Source organism: Xanthomonas bromi (assembly GCF_900092025.1).
GTDB lineage: Bacteria > Pseudomonadota > Gammaproteobacteria > Xanthomonadales > Xanthomonadaceae > Xanthomonas > Xanthomonas bromi.
The window spans coordinates 15625-29918 of sequence record NZ_FLTX01000018.1 but is presented as its reverse complement, the minus strand read 5'-3'; the positions used below and the strand labels follow the sequence as shown (position 1 = coordinate 29918).

Here is a 14294-nt window from a genome sequence, read left to right as displayed (position 1 = left end):
GGCAGGCATGCGGTGCAGCGTCTGAACGAGGACGCGAGGACACGGCGTAATCTGCTACGCGCACTTCTTTCCCCCACCGGGAGAAGGCGCCCCGAAGGGACGGATGATGGCGCAAGCGAGGCCTGCCGATCCGGCGCGATGCTTCGTTAGGCTGATCACACAGCACGGTGCATTGCGTTGCGTGGACCGCCAACACCCTGCACCCGACCGCCTGCTCACTCAGCAATAAACAACGCACGCACGGTATCGCGCGCTGCATCCAGCGAAAAGTGCTCGGCCACGTTGCGCAAGCCGTTGTCGGCCAGGCGCTGCCATAGCGCCGCATCCTGATACAGCCGCACGATCGCATCGGCGAAGGCGTCCGCATCATCGGCCACGCACACGTCCTCGCCATCGTGCAGGTGCATGCCTTCCACCGCGCAGGTGGTACCGACCACCGGCTGGCCGTGCGCCATGCTCAGATTGATCTTGCCTTTCACGCCGGCGCCAAAACGCAGCGGTGCCACCGCAATGCGTGCGCTGTCCATGAATGGAACCAGATCCGGGACGTGACCATGCAACTGCACGCCGGGGCATTCGTCGGCCAACAATTTCAAGGCGTCGGGCAGGTCGGCACCGATGCAGTGGAACACCACATCGGGTAGCTGCGCACGGACCTGCGGAAAGACTGTGCTGATGAACCACTGCACCGCATCCACATTCGGCGGATGACGAAAGCCCCCGACGAACACCAGGTCGCGGCGTTGCGCGAAGCTGTGGCCGCTGCCGGCGACTTCATGCAGGTTGGAAAGCAGAGCCGTGCGGATGGTTGGCGCATCCGCATGCAATTGCGCTTGTTCGGCGGCCGACACCAGCAGGGTGACATCGGTGGCCGCCATGATCTGCAGTTCGCGCAGGCGGGTGCGCTCCGCGCCACGCAGCAGACTGGCATCGCCGGCCAACTCGGCGCCGCGGCGTTCGCGCAGGTAATGCAGATCGACGGTATCGAACAGGGTGCGCGCCTGTGGCGCATATTGCTTGAGTAACGGCAGGCAGGCGTGCGCCACGTGGTGGCGTACCAATAGCACCACCGCAAACCGCGCGCCATGCGTGCGCAGCCAGCTGCCGATGCCTTCGAGAAACGGTGCGTACCAGACTTCGACGCCGAGCTGCTGCAATACCTGGGTGTGGCGCCCTGCGTGTTCGCGGCGGGTCGGCACGAAGACGACATGCGCGCCTTCCTCGCGCAGCAGGCGGATCAGGTTGAACTGCCGCAGCGAGCCGGAATCGCGGTCCGGCTGCGGCACGCACTCGTCCAGGATCAAGACCTGGCGCTGGCCGCGGTGCAGCAGCGCAGGGCTGGGGACGGTGCCGACCGACAACTGTGCTTTCAGCGGCTGCTGCCATTTTTCGGCAAAGACCCCTTGATTGCGCACCTGATAGGCCTTCACCCCGGTACGCGTATCGGTGCCGTTGCTGGTGCCCTCGTCGTGCACCACCACGCTGGCCGGCTGCACCAGCACCTGATATCCGGCCGCGCGGACCGCAAACGCCAGATCGGTATCTTCGTAATACGCCGGCATGTAGCGCCGATCCAGCCCGCCCAGCGTCTGCAACAGCGCCCGCGGCATTGCAATCGCCGCACCCGAGCAGTAGTCCATCGCGCGCACATACGCATAGCGCGGGTCGTCGGCCGACTCGAAGCGCCCGTAGCTCCACGCGCTGCCGTCGTCGAACACCACGCCGCCGGATTCCTGCAGGCGTCCGTCCGGATACAGCAGTTGCGCGCCGACCAGGCCTGCAGCCGGGTGCTGGGCAAAGGTGTCGATCAACCGATCCAGCCAGCCGGGCTGCGGAATGGTGTCGTTGTTGAGCAGCACCACGAAATCGCCACGCGCCAGCGCGATGCCGTCATTGCAGGCGGCGATGAAACCGCCGTTGCTCGCACGCAGGTGATAGTGCAGGCCGGCAATCTGCGGCAGTTGTTCCGCGGTGGCGTCGCTGCTGCCGTCGTCCACGACGATGATTTCCACGTCCACCAGCGGCGGATGCGCTGCCAGCGCACGCAGGCAGGCCAACGTGTGCGCGATGTGGTTGTAGACCGGAATCACCACCGTCACGCGCGGCGTCGTGCTGTGCGGCAGCGCAAACGCAGCGAACGGGGTGGGCTGTGGCAACCATAATGGCGTGCCGAGCGCGACCGGCGGCGCTTGCGTATGCACGCGAATACGCTGCCAGGTGGCGCGCCAGCCGCGCGTGCGCATGCTGGACACGCTGCGGTGGATCAGGCCGAGGACGCGATTGAAAAGATAGCGCGCATCGGCCAAAGACATCGACATTGCGTTGGAACTCCAGCGTGGTATGGCAGTGGAACGTGGCAAGCAGGGCGCGGGTGGAGGCAATCGGTGCGTCTGCCCGCGCAGTGTACGAGCCGTGCCAGCTGCTGCCGAGAACAGGTCGCGCCAAGCGAAGCTGCATCGGCAGTTTGTTAGCCGCGCTTAACGGTCGACGGGTCCGGTGGGTCACAGCCACGACAGCGCTGCGCTAGACTCGCCGGACTCTACATTCTCGCATCCCTGTGCCCCGACGCCACGACAACGACGCTCCCGACGATTTCGAGGACGATACCCACGAGCAAGGCTCCCGCTGGCAACGCAGACTCATCGTCTGGGGATTTGCCGCGTTCGCGCTGGCGCTCGGTTTCCTGATTCCCTATACGGTGTATCTGAACAAGCAGGTCACCCAGCGCTTCGGCGAGCTGCGTTGGCAGATCCCGACCCGCGTGTACGGCCGGCCGTTGGTGCTGGTGCCCGGCACCGCGCTGGATGCGGCCACTCTGAAGACCGAGCTGGATGCAGCGTCCTACCGTGACGATGGTCAGGCGAAGTTGCCGGGCACCTATCAGCAGGACGGTAGCCGCTTCACCATCGCCAGCCGCGGCTATAACGATGTGGATGGACGTGTGCCAGCGCGCCGTATCGACGTCAGCCTGGCCGGCGGGCGCGTGGCCACGCTACGCGACGCCAGCGACCGCAAAGCGCTCAAAAGCGCACGTCTGGACCCGGCGCGCATTGCCACGCTGTACGGGCAAAAGCAGGAAGAGCGCCGTCTGGTGCGCATGGAAGAAGTGCCGGAGCTGCTGGTCACCGGCCTGCAGGCAGTGGAAGACCGCGACTTCAACCGCCACCACGGCATCGATCTGAGCGGCATGGTGCGTGCGGCCTGGATCATGGCGCGTTCCGGTGGCCAGGTTCGCCAGGGTGGCAGTACGCTGACCCAGCAGCTGGCACGCAGCGGCCTGCTCGGCATCGGCAAGGAACAGACGCTCACGCGCAAGTTCAACGAGATTCTGTACGCGGTGATCATGGAGGCGCGCTACGACAAGCGCACCATCCTGGAGGCCTATCTCAACCAGGTGTATCTGGGCCAGCGCGGTGGCCAGGCGATCCACGGTGTGTCCTCGGGCGCCGAGCTGTGGTTCGGCCGCGAGCTCAACTCGATGACCACCGAGCAGATCGCGTTGTTGATCGGGCTGGTCAAGGGGCCGTCGTACTACGACCCGCGCCGTAATCCGGAACGCGCGCTGGACCGGCGCAATTTCGTGCTCGGCAAGCTGCACGAAAACAGGCTGATCGACGACGCCGAGTTCAAGCGCGCGCTGGCTGCGCCGTTGGGCGTGCCCACCGAACCCGGTCTGGTCGCGGCCAACCGCTTCCCGGCGTATGTGGATCTGGTGCGACGCCAGCTGGCACACGATTACCCGGAAGGCGTGCTGCAAGGCGCCGGCATGAGCGTGCTCACCGGTATGTCGCCGTCTGCGCAGGCGTATGCCGAAGGGGCAGTGAACGGCACCATCAAGCGGCTGGACAACAAGAAGCGCCCACCGCTGCAGGCGGGCCTGGTGCTCACCGACGTGCATAACGGTGATGTGCTGGCGGTGGTCGGCAGCCGCGATGTGGCCAAGCCCGGCTTCAATCGCGCGGTGGAAGCGCAGCGGCAGGTGGGTTCGTTGCTCAAGCCGTTCGTCTACATGCTGGCCTTGGCCTCGCCGGACCGCTGGGCGCTGTCCAGTTGGGTCGACGATTCGCCGGTCACCGTGCAGCTCGGCCGCGGCAAGACCTGGTCGCCGGGCAATTCCGACAACCGCAGTCACGGCACGGTGCGTCTGGTCGATGCGCTGGCGCATTCCTACAACCAGGCCACGGTGCGGGTGGGCATGCAGGTCGGTGCAGACCGCATCGCGCAGCTGATCCAGGTCTTGGCCGGGATCAAGGCCGAGCCCAATCCGGCGTTGATCCTGGGCACCACCGACCAGAGCCCATATGGCATGGCGCAGCTGTATCAATTCCTGGCGGCGGGCGGCGAGATCCAGCCGCTGCACGCGGTGCGCGGCGTGCTCGACCCGCAAGGCAAGTTGCTCAAACGGTACGACAAGACCCCGGCACCGGCCCAGGAGGGCGATTCGGTCGCCGCCAACCTGATCAGCATCGGCTTGCAGCAAGTCGTCAGCGGCGGCACCGCGCGCCAGCTCATGGGCGATGGCCTGGGACGCCTGTCGCCGGCCGGCAAGACCGGCACCTCCAACGACGGTCGCGACAGCTGGTATGCCGGCTACACCGGCGACCATCTGGCAGTGATCTGGATGGGCAACGACCAGAACGCCGAGACCGGCCTGTATGGCGCCACCGGTGCGATGCGGGTGTGGTCGAGCATCTTCGCCCGTCTGCCGAGTGCGCCGTTGAAGGTCAGCGGCAAGGGACTGGATTGGCAGTGGGTGGATGCCAGCGGTGTCGGCGTGACCGACCCCGGTTGCCCGGGCGCGCGCCAGTTCCCGTTCGTGGTCGGTTTCACGCCGGCCTACGCCCCGTGCGCCGGCAATGCCCCGTCGATCGAAGCAGCGTCCGGCGAAGCGGCCGCACCTGCCGAACAATCCAGCGGCGGTGGCTGGCGCCGCTTCTTCGGTCTTGAAAAGAAGCCCGAACAACCCGCCACGGCGCCTGCCACGGCGCCACCCGCGCATTGATTGGAGTGACCCTATGAACCGAATGCACCGTTTGCTCGCCCTGAGCGGCGTCCTGGCCGCGCTCACTGCCTGCGTCAGCGCACCGCCGCCGCCGCCGCCGCCGGTGGACCCGACCACGCCGACCCAGCGCCTGTTGCTGATCGAACGCGAAGCCGGCGTGGACGACACCGAACTGTCGGTGCAGCCGCTGCGCGATCCACAGGTGGATGATTTGCGCGAGACCGCCAAGAGCAAGCGCCAGGCCGGCGATCTGGCCGGCGCCGCTGCGGCCCTGGATCAGGCGCTCGGCCTGGTGTCGGGCGACCCGGCGGTGCTGCAGGAGCGCGCCGAAGTGTCCGTGCTGCAGGCCGACTGGCCGGCGGCCGAGCGCTTCGCCAAGCAGGCGATCGAGCTTGGCTCCAAGACCGGTCCGCTGTGCCGCCGGCATTGGGCCACCATCGAGCAGTCGCGGCTGGCGCGGGGCGAGAAGGAAAACGCTGCGTCGGCCAAGACCCAGATCGCCGGTTGCACGGTGCCGGGCGTGAAGCGTTACTGAGACCGGCATCCGGCATCCGGCATCCGGCATCCGGCAATGCGCACCGCGTGCCGGCATCCCGCTGACGGAATCGCCTCTGGCGTGAGGCGGTTGTCGGAGACGCTGTGCAGGCAGCGCGCCTGCTCCTGACAGCACTCCCGCACGCACACCCAGGCCTGCATCACCGCGCACGCGCTAGGCTGTGGCGCTTCCCGTCCGCTTTCCGCTTGGTCTCATGTCCCAACTTGCCACTGCCAGCATCGAAGCGCTCAGCGAGGGCGGGGCGCTTGCGCGTCAGCTCGACGCCTTCGCGCCACGTGCTGCGCAGTTGCGGCTGACCGGGGCCATCGCCGAGGCGTTCGAGCAGCGCGACGTATTGCTGGCAGAGGCCGGCACCGGCACCGGCAAGACGTACGCCTATCTGGTGCCGGCGCTGCTGTCCGGGCTCAAGACCATCGTCTCCACCGGCACGCGCGCGCTGCAGGACCAGTTGTTCCATCGCGATCTGCCGCGTGTGCGCGCCGCGCTGGGCGTGGGGCTGCGCAGCGCGTTGCTGAAGGGGCGCGCCAACTATTTGTGCAAATACCGCACACAGCAGGCGCGTGGCGAACCGCGCTTTGCCACGCCCGAACAGGTCTCGCAGTTCCAGCGCATCGTGGCCTGGAGCGGGCGCACCCAGTTCGGCGACATGTCCGAGCTCGACGCCTTGCCGGACGACTCGCCACTGTTGCCGCTGGTGACCTCCACCGTCGACAACTGCCTGGGCACCGACTGCCCGTTCTACAGCGAATGCTTCGTGGTGCAGGCGCGCCAGCGCGCACAGGCGGCCGATCTGGTGGTGGTCAACCACCATCTGCTGCTGGCCGATCTGGCGCTCAAGCAGGAAGGCTTCGGTGAAATCCTGCCGGGTGCGCAGGCCTTCATCATCGACGAGGCGCATCAGCTGCCGGAGCTGGCAGCCAATTTCTTCGGCGAAAGTTTTGGCATGCGGCCTTGGCAGGAACTGGCGCGCGATTGCATGGTCGAAGCGCGCCTGGTCGCTGGTGCGCAAGCCAGTCTGCAGGCACCGATCCTGGCCCTGGACGAGGCCTTGCGCAGCCTGCGCGCCGGCATGGAAGGGCTGCCGCCGCGCGGCACGCAATGGCGTGCGCTGGCCAAACCGCAGGTGCGCGAAGGGTTTGATGCCGTGCTGTCGTCACTGGCGCGGTTGGGCGAATCGCTGCTGCCATTGCGCGAGGCCTCCCCCGGCTTCGATGGCTGCACGGCGCGTGCGCAGGAGGCGTTGAATCGCCTGTCGCGGTGGTTGGGCGAGGACCTGCCGGTGGCCGATTTTGCGCAGGATCTGCCCGAAGAGTCGGTCGACAACGACGTGCTCTGGTATGAGCTCAGCCCGCGCGGCTTCCGCTGCCAGCGCACGCCGCTGGATGTGTCCGGCCCGTTGCGCGACCACCGCGAAAAATCGCATGCGGCCTGGGTGTTCACCTCGGCCACGCTGGCGGTGGGCGGTGAGTTCGATCACATCGCGCAGCGTCTGGGCTTGAGCGATCCGGTGACCTTGCTGCAACCCAGCCCGTTCGACTGGGCGCGTCAGGCATTGTGCTACTTGCCGCCGAATCTGCCCGATCCGGCCGCACGCGGTTTCGGCACCGCGCTGATCGGCGCGCTGACACCGGTGCTGGACGCCTCCAACGGCCGCGCGTTTTTGCTGTTCGCCTCGCATCGCGCGCTGCGCGAAGCGGCCGAGGCCTTGCGCGGCGCACCGTGGCCGTTGTTCGTGCAGGGTGAGGCGCCGCGTGCGACCTTGCTGCAGCGCTTTCGCGATTCCGGCAACGGCGTGTTGCTCGGCTCGGCCAGTTTCCGCGAGGGCGTTGACGTGGTCGGCGATGCCTTGAGCGTGGTGGTGATCGACAAGTTGCCGTTCGCCGCGCCCGACGACCCGGTGTTCGAAGCGCGCCTGGATGCGATCCGCCGCGAGGGCGGCAACCCGTTCCGCGACGAGCAATTGCCGCAGGCGGTGATCGCGCTCAAGCAGGGCGTGGGGCGGCTGATCCGCAGCGAAACCGACCGTGGGGTGCTGGTGCTGTGCGACCCGCGGTTGGTGAACAAAAGCTACGGCCGCACCTTCATGAAATCGCTGCCGCCGTTTGCACGCACGCAGGCCATTGCCGATGTGCAGGCGTTTTTTGGCGTTGAAGAGGCAGTGGGCGACAATGGCGTGCGCGCGTTGCCGGTCGGCGACGATCGATCTTCTTCCTTCTGACTGCGGCCTGCCATGAACGTCCTCGCATTCGAGACCTCCACCGAAGCCTGTTCCGTCGCCTTGCATGTCGACGGTCGCGTGATCGAGCGCTTCGAACTGGCGCCGCGTCGCCATGCCGAACTGGCGCTGCCATGGGCCGAGCAGCTATTGGCTGAGGCAGGCATCGCGCGGCGTCAGCTCGATGCGATTGCGGTCGGCCGAGGGCCCGGTGCCTTCACCGGCGTGCGTCTGGCGATCGGCATCGCGCAAGGCATTGCGCTGGGCCTGGATCTGCCGGTCCTGGCGGTGTCCACGCTGCAGGTCCTCGCGCTGCGCGCGCCTGCCGACGCAACGCATGTCCTGTCCTGCATCGATGCACGCATGGGCGAGGTGTATGCCGGTGTCTTCGCGCGCAATGGCGACACGCTGCTGGAACTGGCGCCGGAAGTGGTGTGCGCACCGGACACGCTCGTGCTGCCCGAGATGGCGGTGCGGATGGCCGGTGTCGGCACCGGTCTGGTGGCTGCCGATGCGCTGCTGCAGCAACGTTTTGCCGCGCGCTTGAGCAGTGTCGATGCAACCGCGCTCCCGCATGCCGCCGATCTGCTCACGCTCGCGGTGCCTGCATTGCTGCGCGGCGAAGGCATCGCGCCGGAGCGGATCGCGCCGGCCTACCTGCGCGACAACGTCGCACTCACCCTGGTCGAGCAACAGGCCGCCCGCGCGGCGAAGGCGGCTGGCGCGACGCCATGACCGAGGCTGCCCAGCGCGCCCGTTTTCGCGGGTGCCTGCTTGGTCTGGCGGTCGGCGATGCGCTGGCGTTGCGCATGCTGCTCTCGATACGCAAACGATGACGCATTGAGTGCGCCGCCGGATGGATGCGTACGCCGTTGCACGTCACGTACCGGACAGCGCGAGGATCGTGTCCGTCGCCGCAACCGCGTGTCGATGTATCGCCATTTTCCGGCATGGTCAGGGCTGCTTGCCAAGCCGCCGCGCGCTGCGCAACCAATCTGGAGGCGTAGCGTCAGCGATCGTCGTGCAACTCGCCGCCGGGCAGGAACAACCAGGTGCGCGTCACCTGCAGGATGTCCACATCGTCCTTGGTCTTGGGCAGCGGCGGGAACGGCTGTGCCAGCTGCACCACGCGCAACGCGGCATCGTCCAGCAACGGAACGCCGCTGGAGACCAACACGCGGCTGCTTTCCACACTGCCGTCGCGGCGTACGCCCACGCTGATGACCACCTTGCCGCCCAGCCGGCGGCGGCGTGCGTCGTCCGGATAATTCAGATTTCCCACGCGCTCGGCGCGGTCCACCCAGGCGCGCAGATAATTGGCATAGGCGTATTCGCGGGTACTGGCAGAGACGAACTTGCGGTTCGGGCGCTTGGCGTATTGTTCCGAACGCAGATGCACCTCGGCCGCCAGTCGGGCCATTTCTGCATCGCGCTGCACGCGTTGCGCATCGGTGGGAGTGAGCGGGTCGGTCTGCGGATTCGGTTGCGGTGTCGGCACGGCCTGCTCGCCGCGACGGCTGCTCACCACGCGTGTCTGGGTCGGCTCCGGGGCCTGCACGCTGGTGGCGCGCTGCGCCTGCGGCGCCAGGCCGGTGCGATCCTGCGGCACTACGCCTGGCTGGCTGTCGCGCGGGCGCTGCGCGGTGTCGTGGTCGCCGCCGCCCTGCTGGTTGGCCTGGGCCAGGAAGTCGGCCTGCTTGGGCGTCAGCGGCGTGCTGGTCTGGCTGAAGATCACGTCCAGGGTCGGAACCAGCGGCGCATCCTTGCTGACCGCAAAACCCACGCCCAGAATCAGCGCGCCGTGCAGCAACAGCGAGATCGCCAGCGTGGTGGTCAGCCGCCGGCGTTCGTCCATCGCTGGCGGCAGGGACGCGGCCGGACTCATTGCGCGGCGCCGGCCTCGATCGCATCGAACAGCAGCCCGGCGATGTTCAAGCCGAACTGCGCATCCAGCTCGCGCACGCAGGTGGGGCTGGTGACGTTGACTTCGGTCAGGTAATCGCCGATCACGTCCAGGCCGACGAAGCGCATGCCGCGCCGGCGCATTTCCGGGCCCACCTGCGCGGCGATCCAGCGGTCGTGCTCGGACAGCGGGCGGCCTTCGCCGCGGCCGCCGGCGGCCAGGTTGCCGCGGAACTCGTCGCCCTGCGGGATGCGCGCCAGGCAATAGTCCACCGGCTCGCCGTCCACCAGCAGGATGCGCTTGTCGCCGGCGGTGATGTCCGGGATGAAGCGCTGTGCCAGGGTCAGCTTGCGATTGCCGTCTGTCAGTGTTTCCAGGATCACGTTGAGGTTGGGGTCGCCGGTACCGCTGCGGAAGATCGAACGCCCGCCCATGCCGTCCAGCGGCTTGAGCACCGCCTGGCCGTGTTCCAGTACGAAGGCTTTCAGTGCGGCCGCATCGCGGCTGACCAGGGTCGGCGGGCAGCACTGCGGGAACAGCAGTGCGGCCAGTTTCTCGTTGTAGTCGCGCAGGCCCTGCGGGTCGTTGACGATCTGCGCGCCGGCGCGCTGCGCCACGCTCAGCACCTGGGTGTCGTAGACAAATTCCGCATCCACCGGCGGGTCCTTGCGCATCAGCACCACCTGGCCGGGTCCGAACGCCAGTTCGGCGAACTCGCCCAGCGTGAACCAGTCGGTCTTGTCGTCGCGCACGCTCAGCGGCGCGACCTGTGCCACCGCGCGGCCTTCGCGCAGGCTGAGCCCGCCCGGACGCACGTAATGCAGGCGGTGACCACGGCGCTGGGCTTCCAGCAACATGGCAAACGTGGTGTCTTTGGCGATCTTGATGGAGGCGATGGGATCCATCACCACAACGACGTCGAGCGACATGGGACTAAACCTTTCGAACAGGCTGCCGATGGTAACTTCAAGCGATGGGTGATGGCGCGCCCGTTGGGTCGTAGTGCGCGACTCGCCGGCCGGGAGGCACCCAGACGTAGTCGGAACGTCCGCCTGGCGGGGCCCCGGCAATGCGCCCTTGACAGTCGATGCCGGTCTTGGGATATACATGCAGTTTCGCAGCGACGTCGGAAGGGATGAAGCGTCGCGCGCCCGGGGATATTTGCATGAGTGACAACATTGCTGCGGGTGGGGAACTCGCAGGACTGAAGGTGATGGTCATCGATGATTCGAAAACCATTCGCCGCACCGCCGAAACGCTACTGAAGCGGGAAGGGTGTGAAGTAGTGACAGCAACGGATGGTTTCGAGGCACTGGCCAAAATTGCGGACCAGCAACCTCAGATCATTTTTGTCGACATCATGATGCCGCGCCTGGATGGGTACCAGACGTGCGCGTTGATCAAGGGCAACCAGCTCTTCAAATCGACGCCGGTGATCATGTTGTCGTCCAAGGATGGCCTGTTCGACAAGGCGCGCGGCCGTATCGTCGGCTCCGAGCAATATCTGACCAAGCCGTTCACCCGTGAAGAACTACTGAGCGCGATCCGCACGTACGTCCACGCCTGACCAGGGGGAAAGGCAACATGGCTCGAATTATATTGATCGAGGACTCGCCTACCGATCGGGCAGTCTTCAGTCAATGGCTGGAAAAAGCTGGCCATACGGTCGTCGCCACCGACAACGCCGAAACGGGACTTGAGCTGATTCGCAGCCAGGCGCCCGATCTTGTGTTGATGGATGTGGTGCTGCCCGGTATGAGCGGCTTCCAGGCAACGCGTGCACTCGCGCGCGACCAGGCCACCAAGGACATCCCCGTGATGCTGGTCAGTACCAAGGGGATGGAAACGGACAAGGCCTGGGGTTTGCGACAAGGTGCCAGCGACTACATCGTCAAGCCGCCGCGCGAAGACGATCTGATCGCGCGCATCAGACAATTGGTGCGTTGATGCGCTCTCCATTCGACATTCTCGAAGACTACGAGCGTCGTAGTCTTGCGCACGCCACGCCGCTGCCGGAACGCCAGTTCTCCGCAGACATCTGGCGCGGCGTGGGTTATCGCGTCGGTACCCGGCGATTGGTCTCGGATTTTCGCGAAGTGGCGGAAATCGTGCCGATGCCGCCGGTCACCCCGGTGCCGGGCGCACAGCCCTGGCTGCTGGGCGTGGGCAACCTGCGCGGCAATCTGTTCCCGGTGATCGATCTGAAGCAGTTCCTGGAGGGCCGTCGCACGGTGCTGCAGGAAGGCCAGCGTGTGTTGATCATGCGTCAGAGCGGCGGCGACGTCGCGCTGACCATCGATGAGTTGTACGGCCAGCGCAGCTTCGAACAGTCCCAGGCGGTCGAACCCGGCGAGTTGGCCCAGGGCCGCTACGCCCACTTCATCGATCGTGCTTACCGCAACGAGACGCAGGACTGGGGTGTGTTCTCCCTGGCGTTGCTGTCGCGCACTCCTGAATTCCGGCAGGCCGCGGCCTAAGCCGCGACCCCGCCACGTCATACAGATCGAGGTCGAACCATGAGTACCGCCCCGGACGCCCGCAAGACCAACAAGCTCGGCAGCGTCAGCACCAGCTTCTGGCTTGGCTTGCTGGTGTTGTCGATGATCGTGTTTGGCGCCAACACCGGCGTCGCGACTTGGCAGGGCAGTCGTCTTGCCGGTGCCGGCACCGGCGCGGCCGACTTGCAGGTGCTCTCGCAGCAGCTGGCCAACCAGGGTCGCGAAGCGGTCTCCGGTGACGCCAAGGCGTTCGTTGCCTTCAAGGAAACCAAAAGCCGCATCGACAGCACGGTCAGCGAGCTGGATGGTCGCTACGGTCGGGAAAGCTCGGTCGCCAGTCCGATGGCTCAACTCAAGGCCACTTGGGTCCCGCTCAACAAGAATGCCGATCAGATCATCGCCAGCGAGCCGGCGGTGCTGGCGCTTGCGGGCAATGCCAAGCGCTTCTCCGACAATGTGCCGCAGCTGCAGGCGCAGTTGAACGAAGTGGTGCGCGCCATGACGGTCAGCGGCGCGCCGGCCGCACAGATCTACAACACCTTGCAGCAGGTCGTGGTGGCCGGAACCATGGCCCGTCGCGTGACCGAAATCCGCGCCGGCGAGGACAATGCCGCCGCGTCCGGCGATGCGCTGGCACGCGACTCGGTGGTGTTCACGCAGATGCTCGAAGGCCTGCGCGCAGGTAACGCGGAACTCGACATCGTCGCGGTCCGCAACCCGGCCGCGTTGTCGGCGCTTGAGCAGTCGCAGGCGCAGTGGACGACGATGAAGAAGGACGTCGACGCCATCCTCGCCAGTTCGCGCAACCTGTTCGCCGCGCAGTCCTCGGCCGCTGCGCTGACGGCTGGCTCCGGCAAGATGCTCGAGGACAGCAAGAAGCTGTTCGATGCCTTCTCCGCGTTCGGTTCGGTGCGCGACACGCGCCTGTTCCCGAACTTCTGGCTGGGCGTGGTGTCCGGTCTGGTCGCGCTGCTGGCGATCATCGGCTTCGTGTGGAGCTCGGTGCGCGTGCGGACCCGCGAGCAGGATGTGCGCTACCAGTCGCAGGTGGAATTCAACAGCCGCAACCAGCAGGCGATCATGCGGTTGCTGGACGAAATCAGTTCGCTCGGTGAGGGCGACCTGACCGTGAAAGCCTCGGTGACCGAGGACATGACCGGCGCGATCGCAGACGCGATCAACTACGCCGTGGACGAACTGCGCCACCTGGTGACCACCATCAACGACACCTCGGCGAAGGTGGCGGTGTCGACCCAGGAAACCCAGGCCACGGCGATGCAGCTGGCCGAAGCGGCCGGCCAGCAGGCCAACCAGATCACCACCGCCTCCGAGCGCATCAGCGAAATCGCCGCCAGCATCGAACAGGTGTCGCGCAACTCCACCGAGTCGGCCGAAGTGGCGCAGCGTTCGGTGGTCATCGCTGCCGAGGGTGCGGGCGTGGTGCGCGAGACGATTCAGGGCATGGACCAGATCCGCGACCAGATCCAGGAAACCTCCAAGCGTATCAAGCGGCTGGGCGAATCCTCGCAGGAGATCGGCTCGATCGTGGAACTGATCAACGACATTTCCGAGCAGACCAACATCCTGGCGCTCAACGCCGCGGTGCAGGCCGCATCGGCCGGCGAAGCCGGTCGTGGTTTCGCTGTGGTGGCCGACGAAGTGCAGCGCCTGGCCGAACGCACCTCCGGTGCGACGCGACGCATCGAAGGTCTGGTGCAGACCATTCAGGCCGACACCAACGAGGCGGTCAGCTCGATGGAGCAGACCACTTCCGAAGTGGTGTCCGGCGCGCGCCTGGCCGAAGACGCCGGTACCGCGCTGACCGAAATCGAGCGCGTGTCCAACGCCTTGAACAACCTGATCAAGAACATCTCCATCGCCGCGCACCAGCAGTCGGCTGCGGCGACGGATATCACACAGACCATGGGCGTGATCCGACAGATCACCAGCCAGACCTCGCAGGGTGCGGAGCAGACGGCCGAGTCGATCGGCAACCTGGCTCAGCTCGCTGCCGATCTGCGCCGTTCGGTCGCCGACTTCAAGCTGCCGGCGTGACCACGACGCGGAACGGGAAAGGATCAGCAGATGGCGCGTAGTCGCATTACGTCGATGCAGGAAAT

Annotated in this window: 11 protein-coding genes; 8 read left to right on the top strand and 3 right to left on the bottom strand. The window is 66.4% G+C overall.

What is annotated here, in order from left to right:
• Positions 1 to 215: 215 nt before the first annotated feature.
• The gene (locus XBLMG947_RS06435; RefSeq protein ID WP_065467036.1) at positions 216 to 2318 is read right to left on the bottom strand and encodes a glycosyltransferase; all 2103 of its coding nucleotides are present in this window, start codon (positions 2316 to 2318) and stop codon (positions 216 to 218) included.
• Positions 2319 to 2557: 239 nt separating this feature from the next.
• Here XBLMG947_RS06435 and mrcB point away from each other — a divergent pair, with 239 nt between their 5' ends.
• The 4 genes from mrcB to tsaB all read left to right on the top strand — a co-directional run bounded on the left by mrcB (position 2558) and on the right by tsaB (position 8508).
• Positions 2558 to 5002: a penicillin-binding protein 1B gene (gene mrcB, locus XBLMG947_RS06430; RefSeq protein ID WP_065467034.1), complete on the top strand. Its 2445-nt coding sequence runs from the start codon at positions 2558 to 2560 to the stop codon at positions 5000 to 5002.
• 13 nt (positions 5003 to 5015) lie between these two features.
• Positions 5016 to 5537 (top strand): hypothetical protein, encoded by a 522-nt coding sequence (locus tag XBLMG947_RS06425; RefSeq protein WP_065467032.1) that lies wholly within the window; start codon positions 5016 to 5018, stop codon positions 5535 to 5537.
• Positions 5538 to 5751: 214 nt separating this feature from the next.
• Entirely contained in the window at positions 5752 to 7776 is a 2025-nt protein-coding gene (gene yoaA / locus XBLMG947_RS06420) for a DNA repair helicase YoaA (protein ID WP_065467030.1), read from the top strand.
• A 12-nt stretch (positions 7777 to 7788) separates the two neighbouring features.
• Positions 7789 to 8508, top strand: a complete 720-nt coding sequence (gene tsaB / locus XBLMG947_RS06415; RefSeq protein WP_065467028.1) for a tRNA (adenosine(37)-N6)-threonylcarbamoyltransferase complex dimerization subunit type 1 TsaB — start codon at positions 7789 to 7791, stop codon at positions 8506 to 8508.
• 274 nt (positions 8509 to 8782) lie between these two features.
• Here tsaB and XBLMG947_RS06410 read toward each other — a convergent pair whose 3' ends face one another.
• Together XBLMG947_RS06410 and gshB are read right to left on the bottom strand one after the other, a co-directional pair.
• On the bottom strand, positions 8783 to 9658 hold the full coding sequence (locus XBLMG947_RS06410; protein WP_065467027.1) for an energy transducer TonB: 876 nt from the start codon (positions 9656 to 9658) through the stop codon (positions 8783 to 8785).
• Entirely contained in the window at positions 9655 to 10605 is a 951-nt protein-coding gene (gshB, locus tag XBLMG947_RS06405; protein ID WP_065467026.1) for a glutathione synthase, read from the bottom strand. The genes XBLMG947_RS06410 and gshB overlap by 4 nt, the downstream gene beginning before the upstream one ends.
• A 236-nt stretch (positions 10606 to 10841) precedes the next feature.
• On the opposite strand from gshB, the gene pilG reads away from it, so the two are divergent.
• The 4 genes from pilG to XBLMG947_RS06385 are packed head-to-tail and all read left to right on the top strand — an operon-like array spanning position 10842 to position 14229.
• Positions 10842 to 11243 carry a twitching motility response regulator PilG gene (pilG, locus tag XBLMG947_RS06400; RefSeq protein WP_065467025.1) on the top strand — a complete coding sequence of 134 codons (402 nt, stop codon included), beginning with the start codon at positions 10842 to 10844 and terminating at the stop codon, positions 11241 to 11243.
• A 17-nt stretch (positions 11244 to 11260) separates the two neighbouring features.
• Positions 11261 to 11623, top strand: a complete 363-nt coding sequence (locus XBLMG947_RS06395; RefSeq protein ID WP_065467024.1) for a response regulator — start codon at positions 11261 to 11263, stop codon at positions 11621 to 11623.
• Complete coding sequence (locus tag XBLMG947_RS06390) at positions 11623 to 12153, top strand: chemotaxis protein CheW (protein ID WP_065467023.1); 531 nt, start codon at positions 11623 to 11625, stop codon at positions 12151 to 12153. Before XBLMG947_RS06395 ends, XBLMG947_RS06390 begins: the two co-directional genes overlap by 1 nt.
• A gap of 39 nt (positions 12154 to 12192) precedes the next feature.
• A complete protein-coding gene (locus XBLMG947_RS06385) occupies positions 12193 to 14229 on the top strand; it encodes a methyl-accepting chemotaxis protein (RefSeq protein WP_065467021.1) in 2037 nt (678 codons plus the stop codon).
• Positions 14230 to 14294 lie beyond the last annotated feature (65 nt).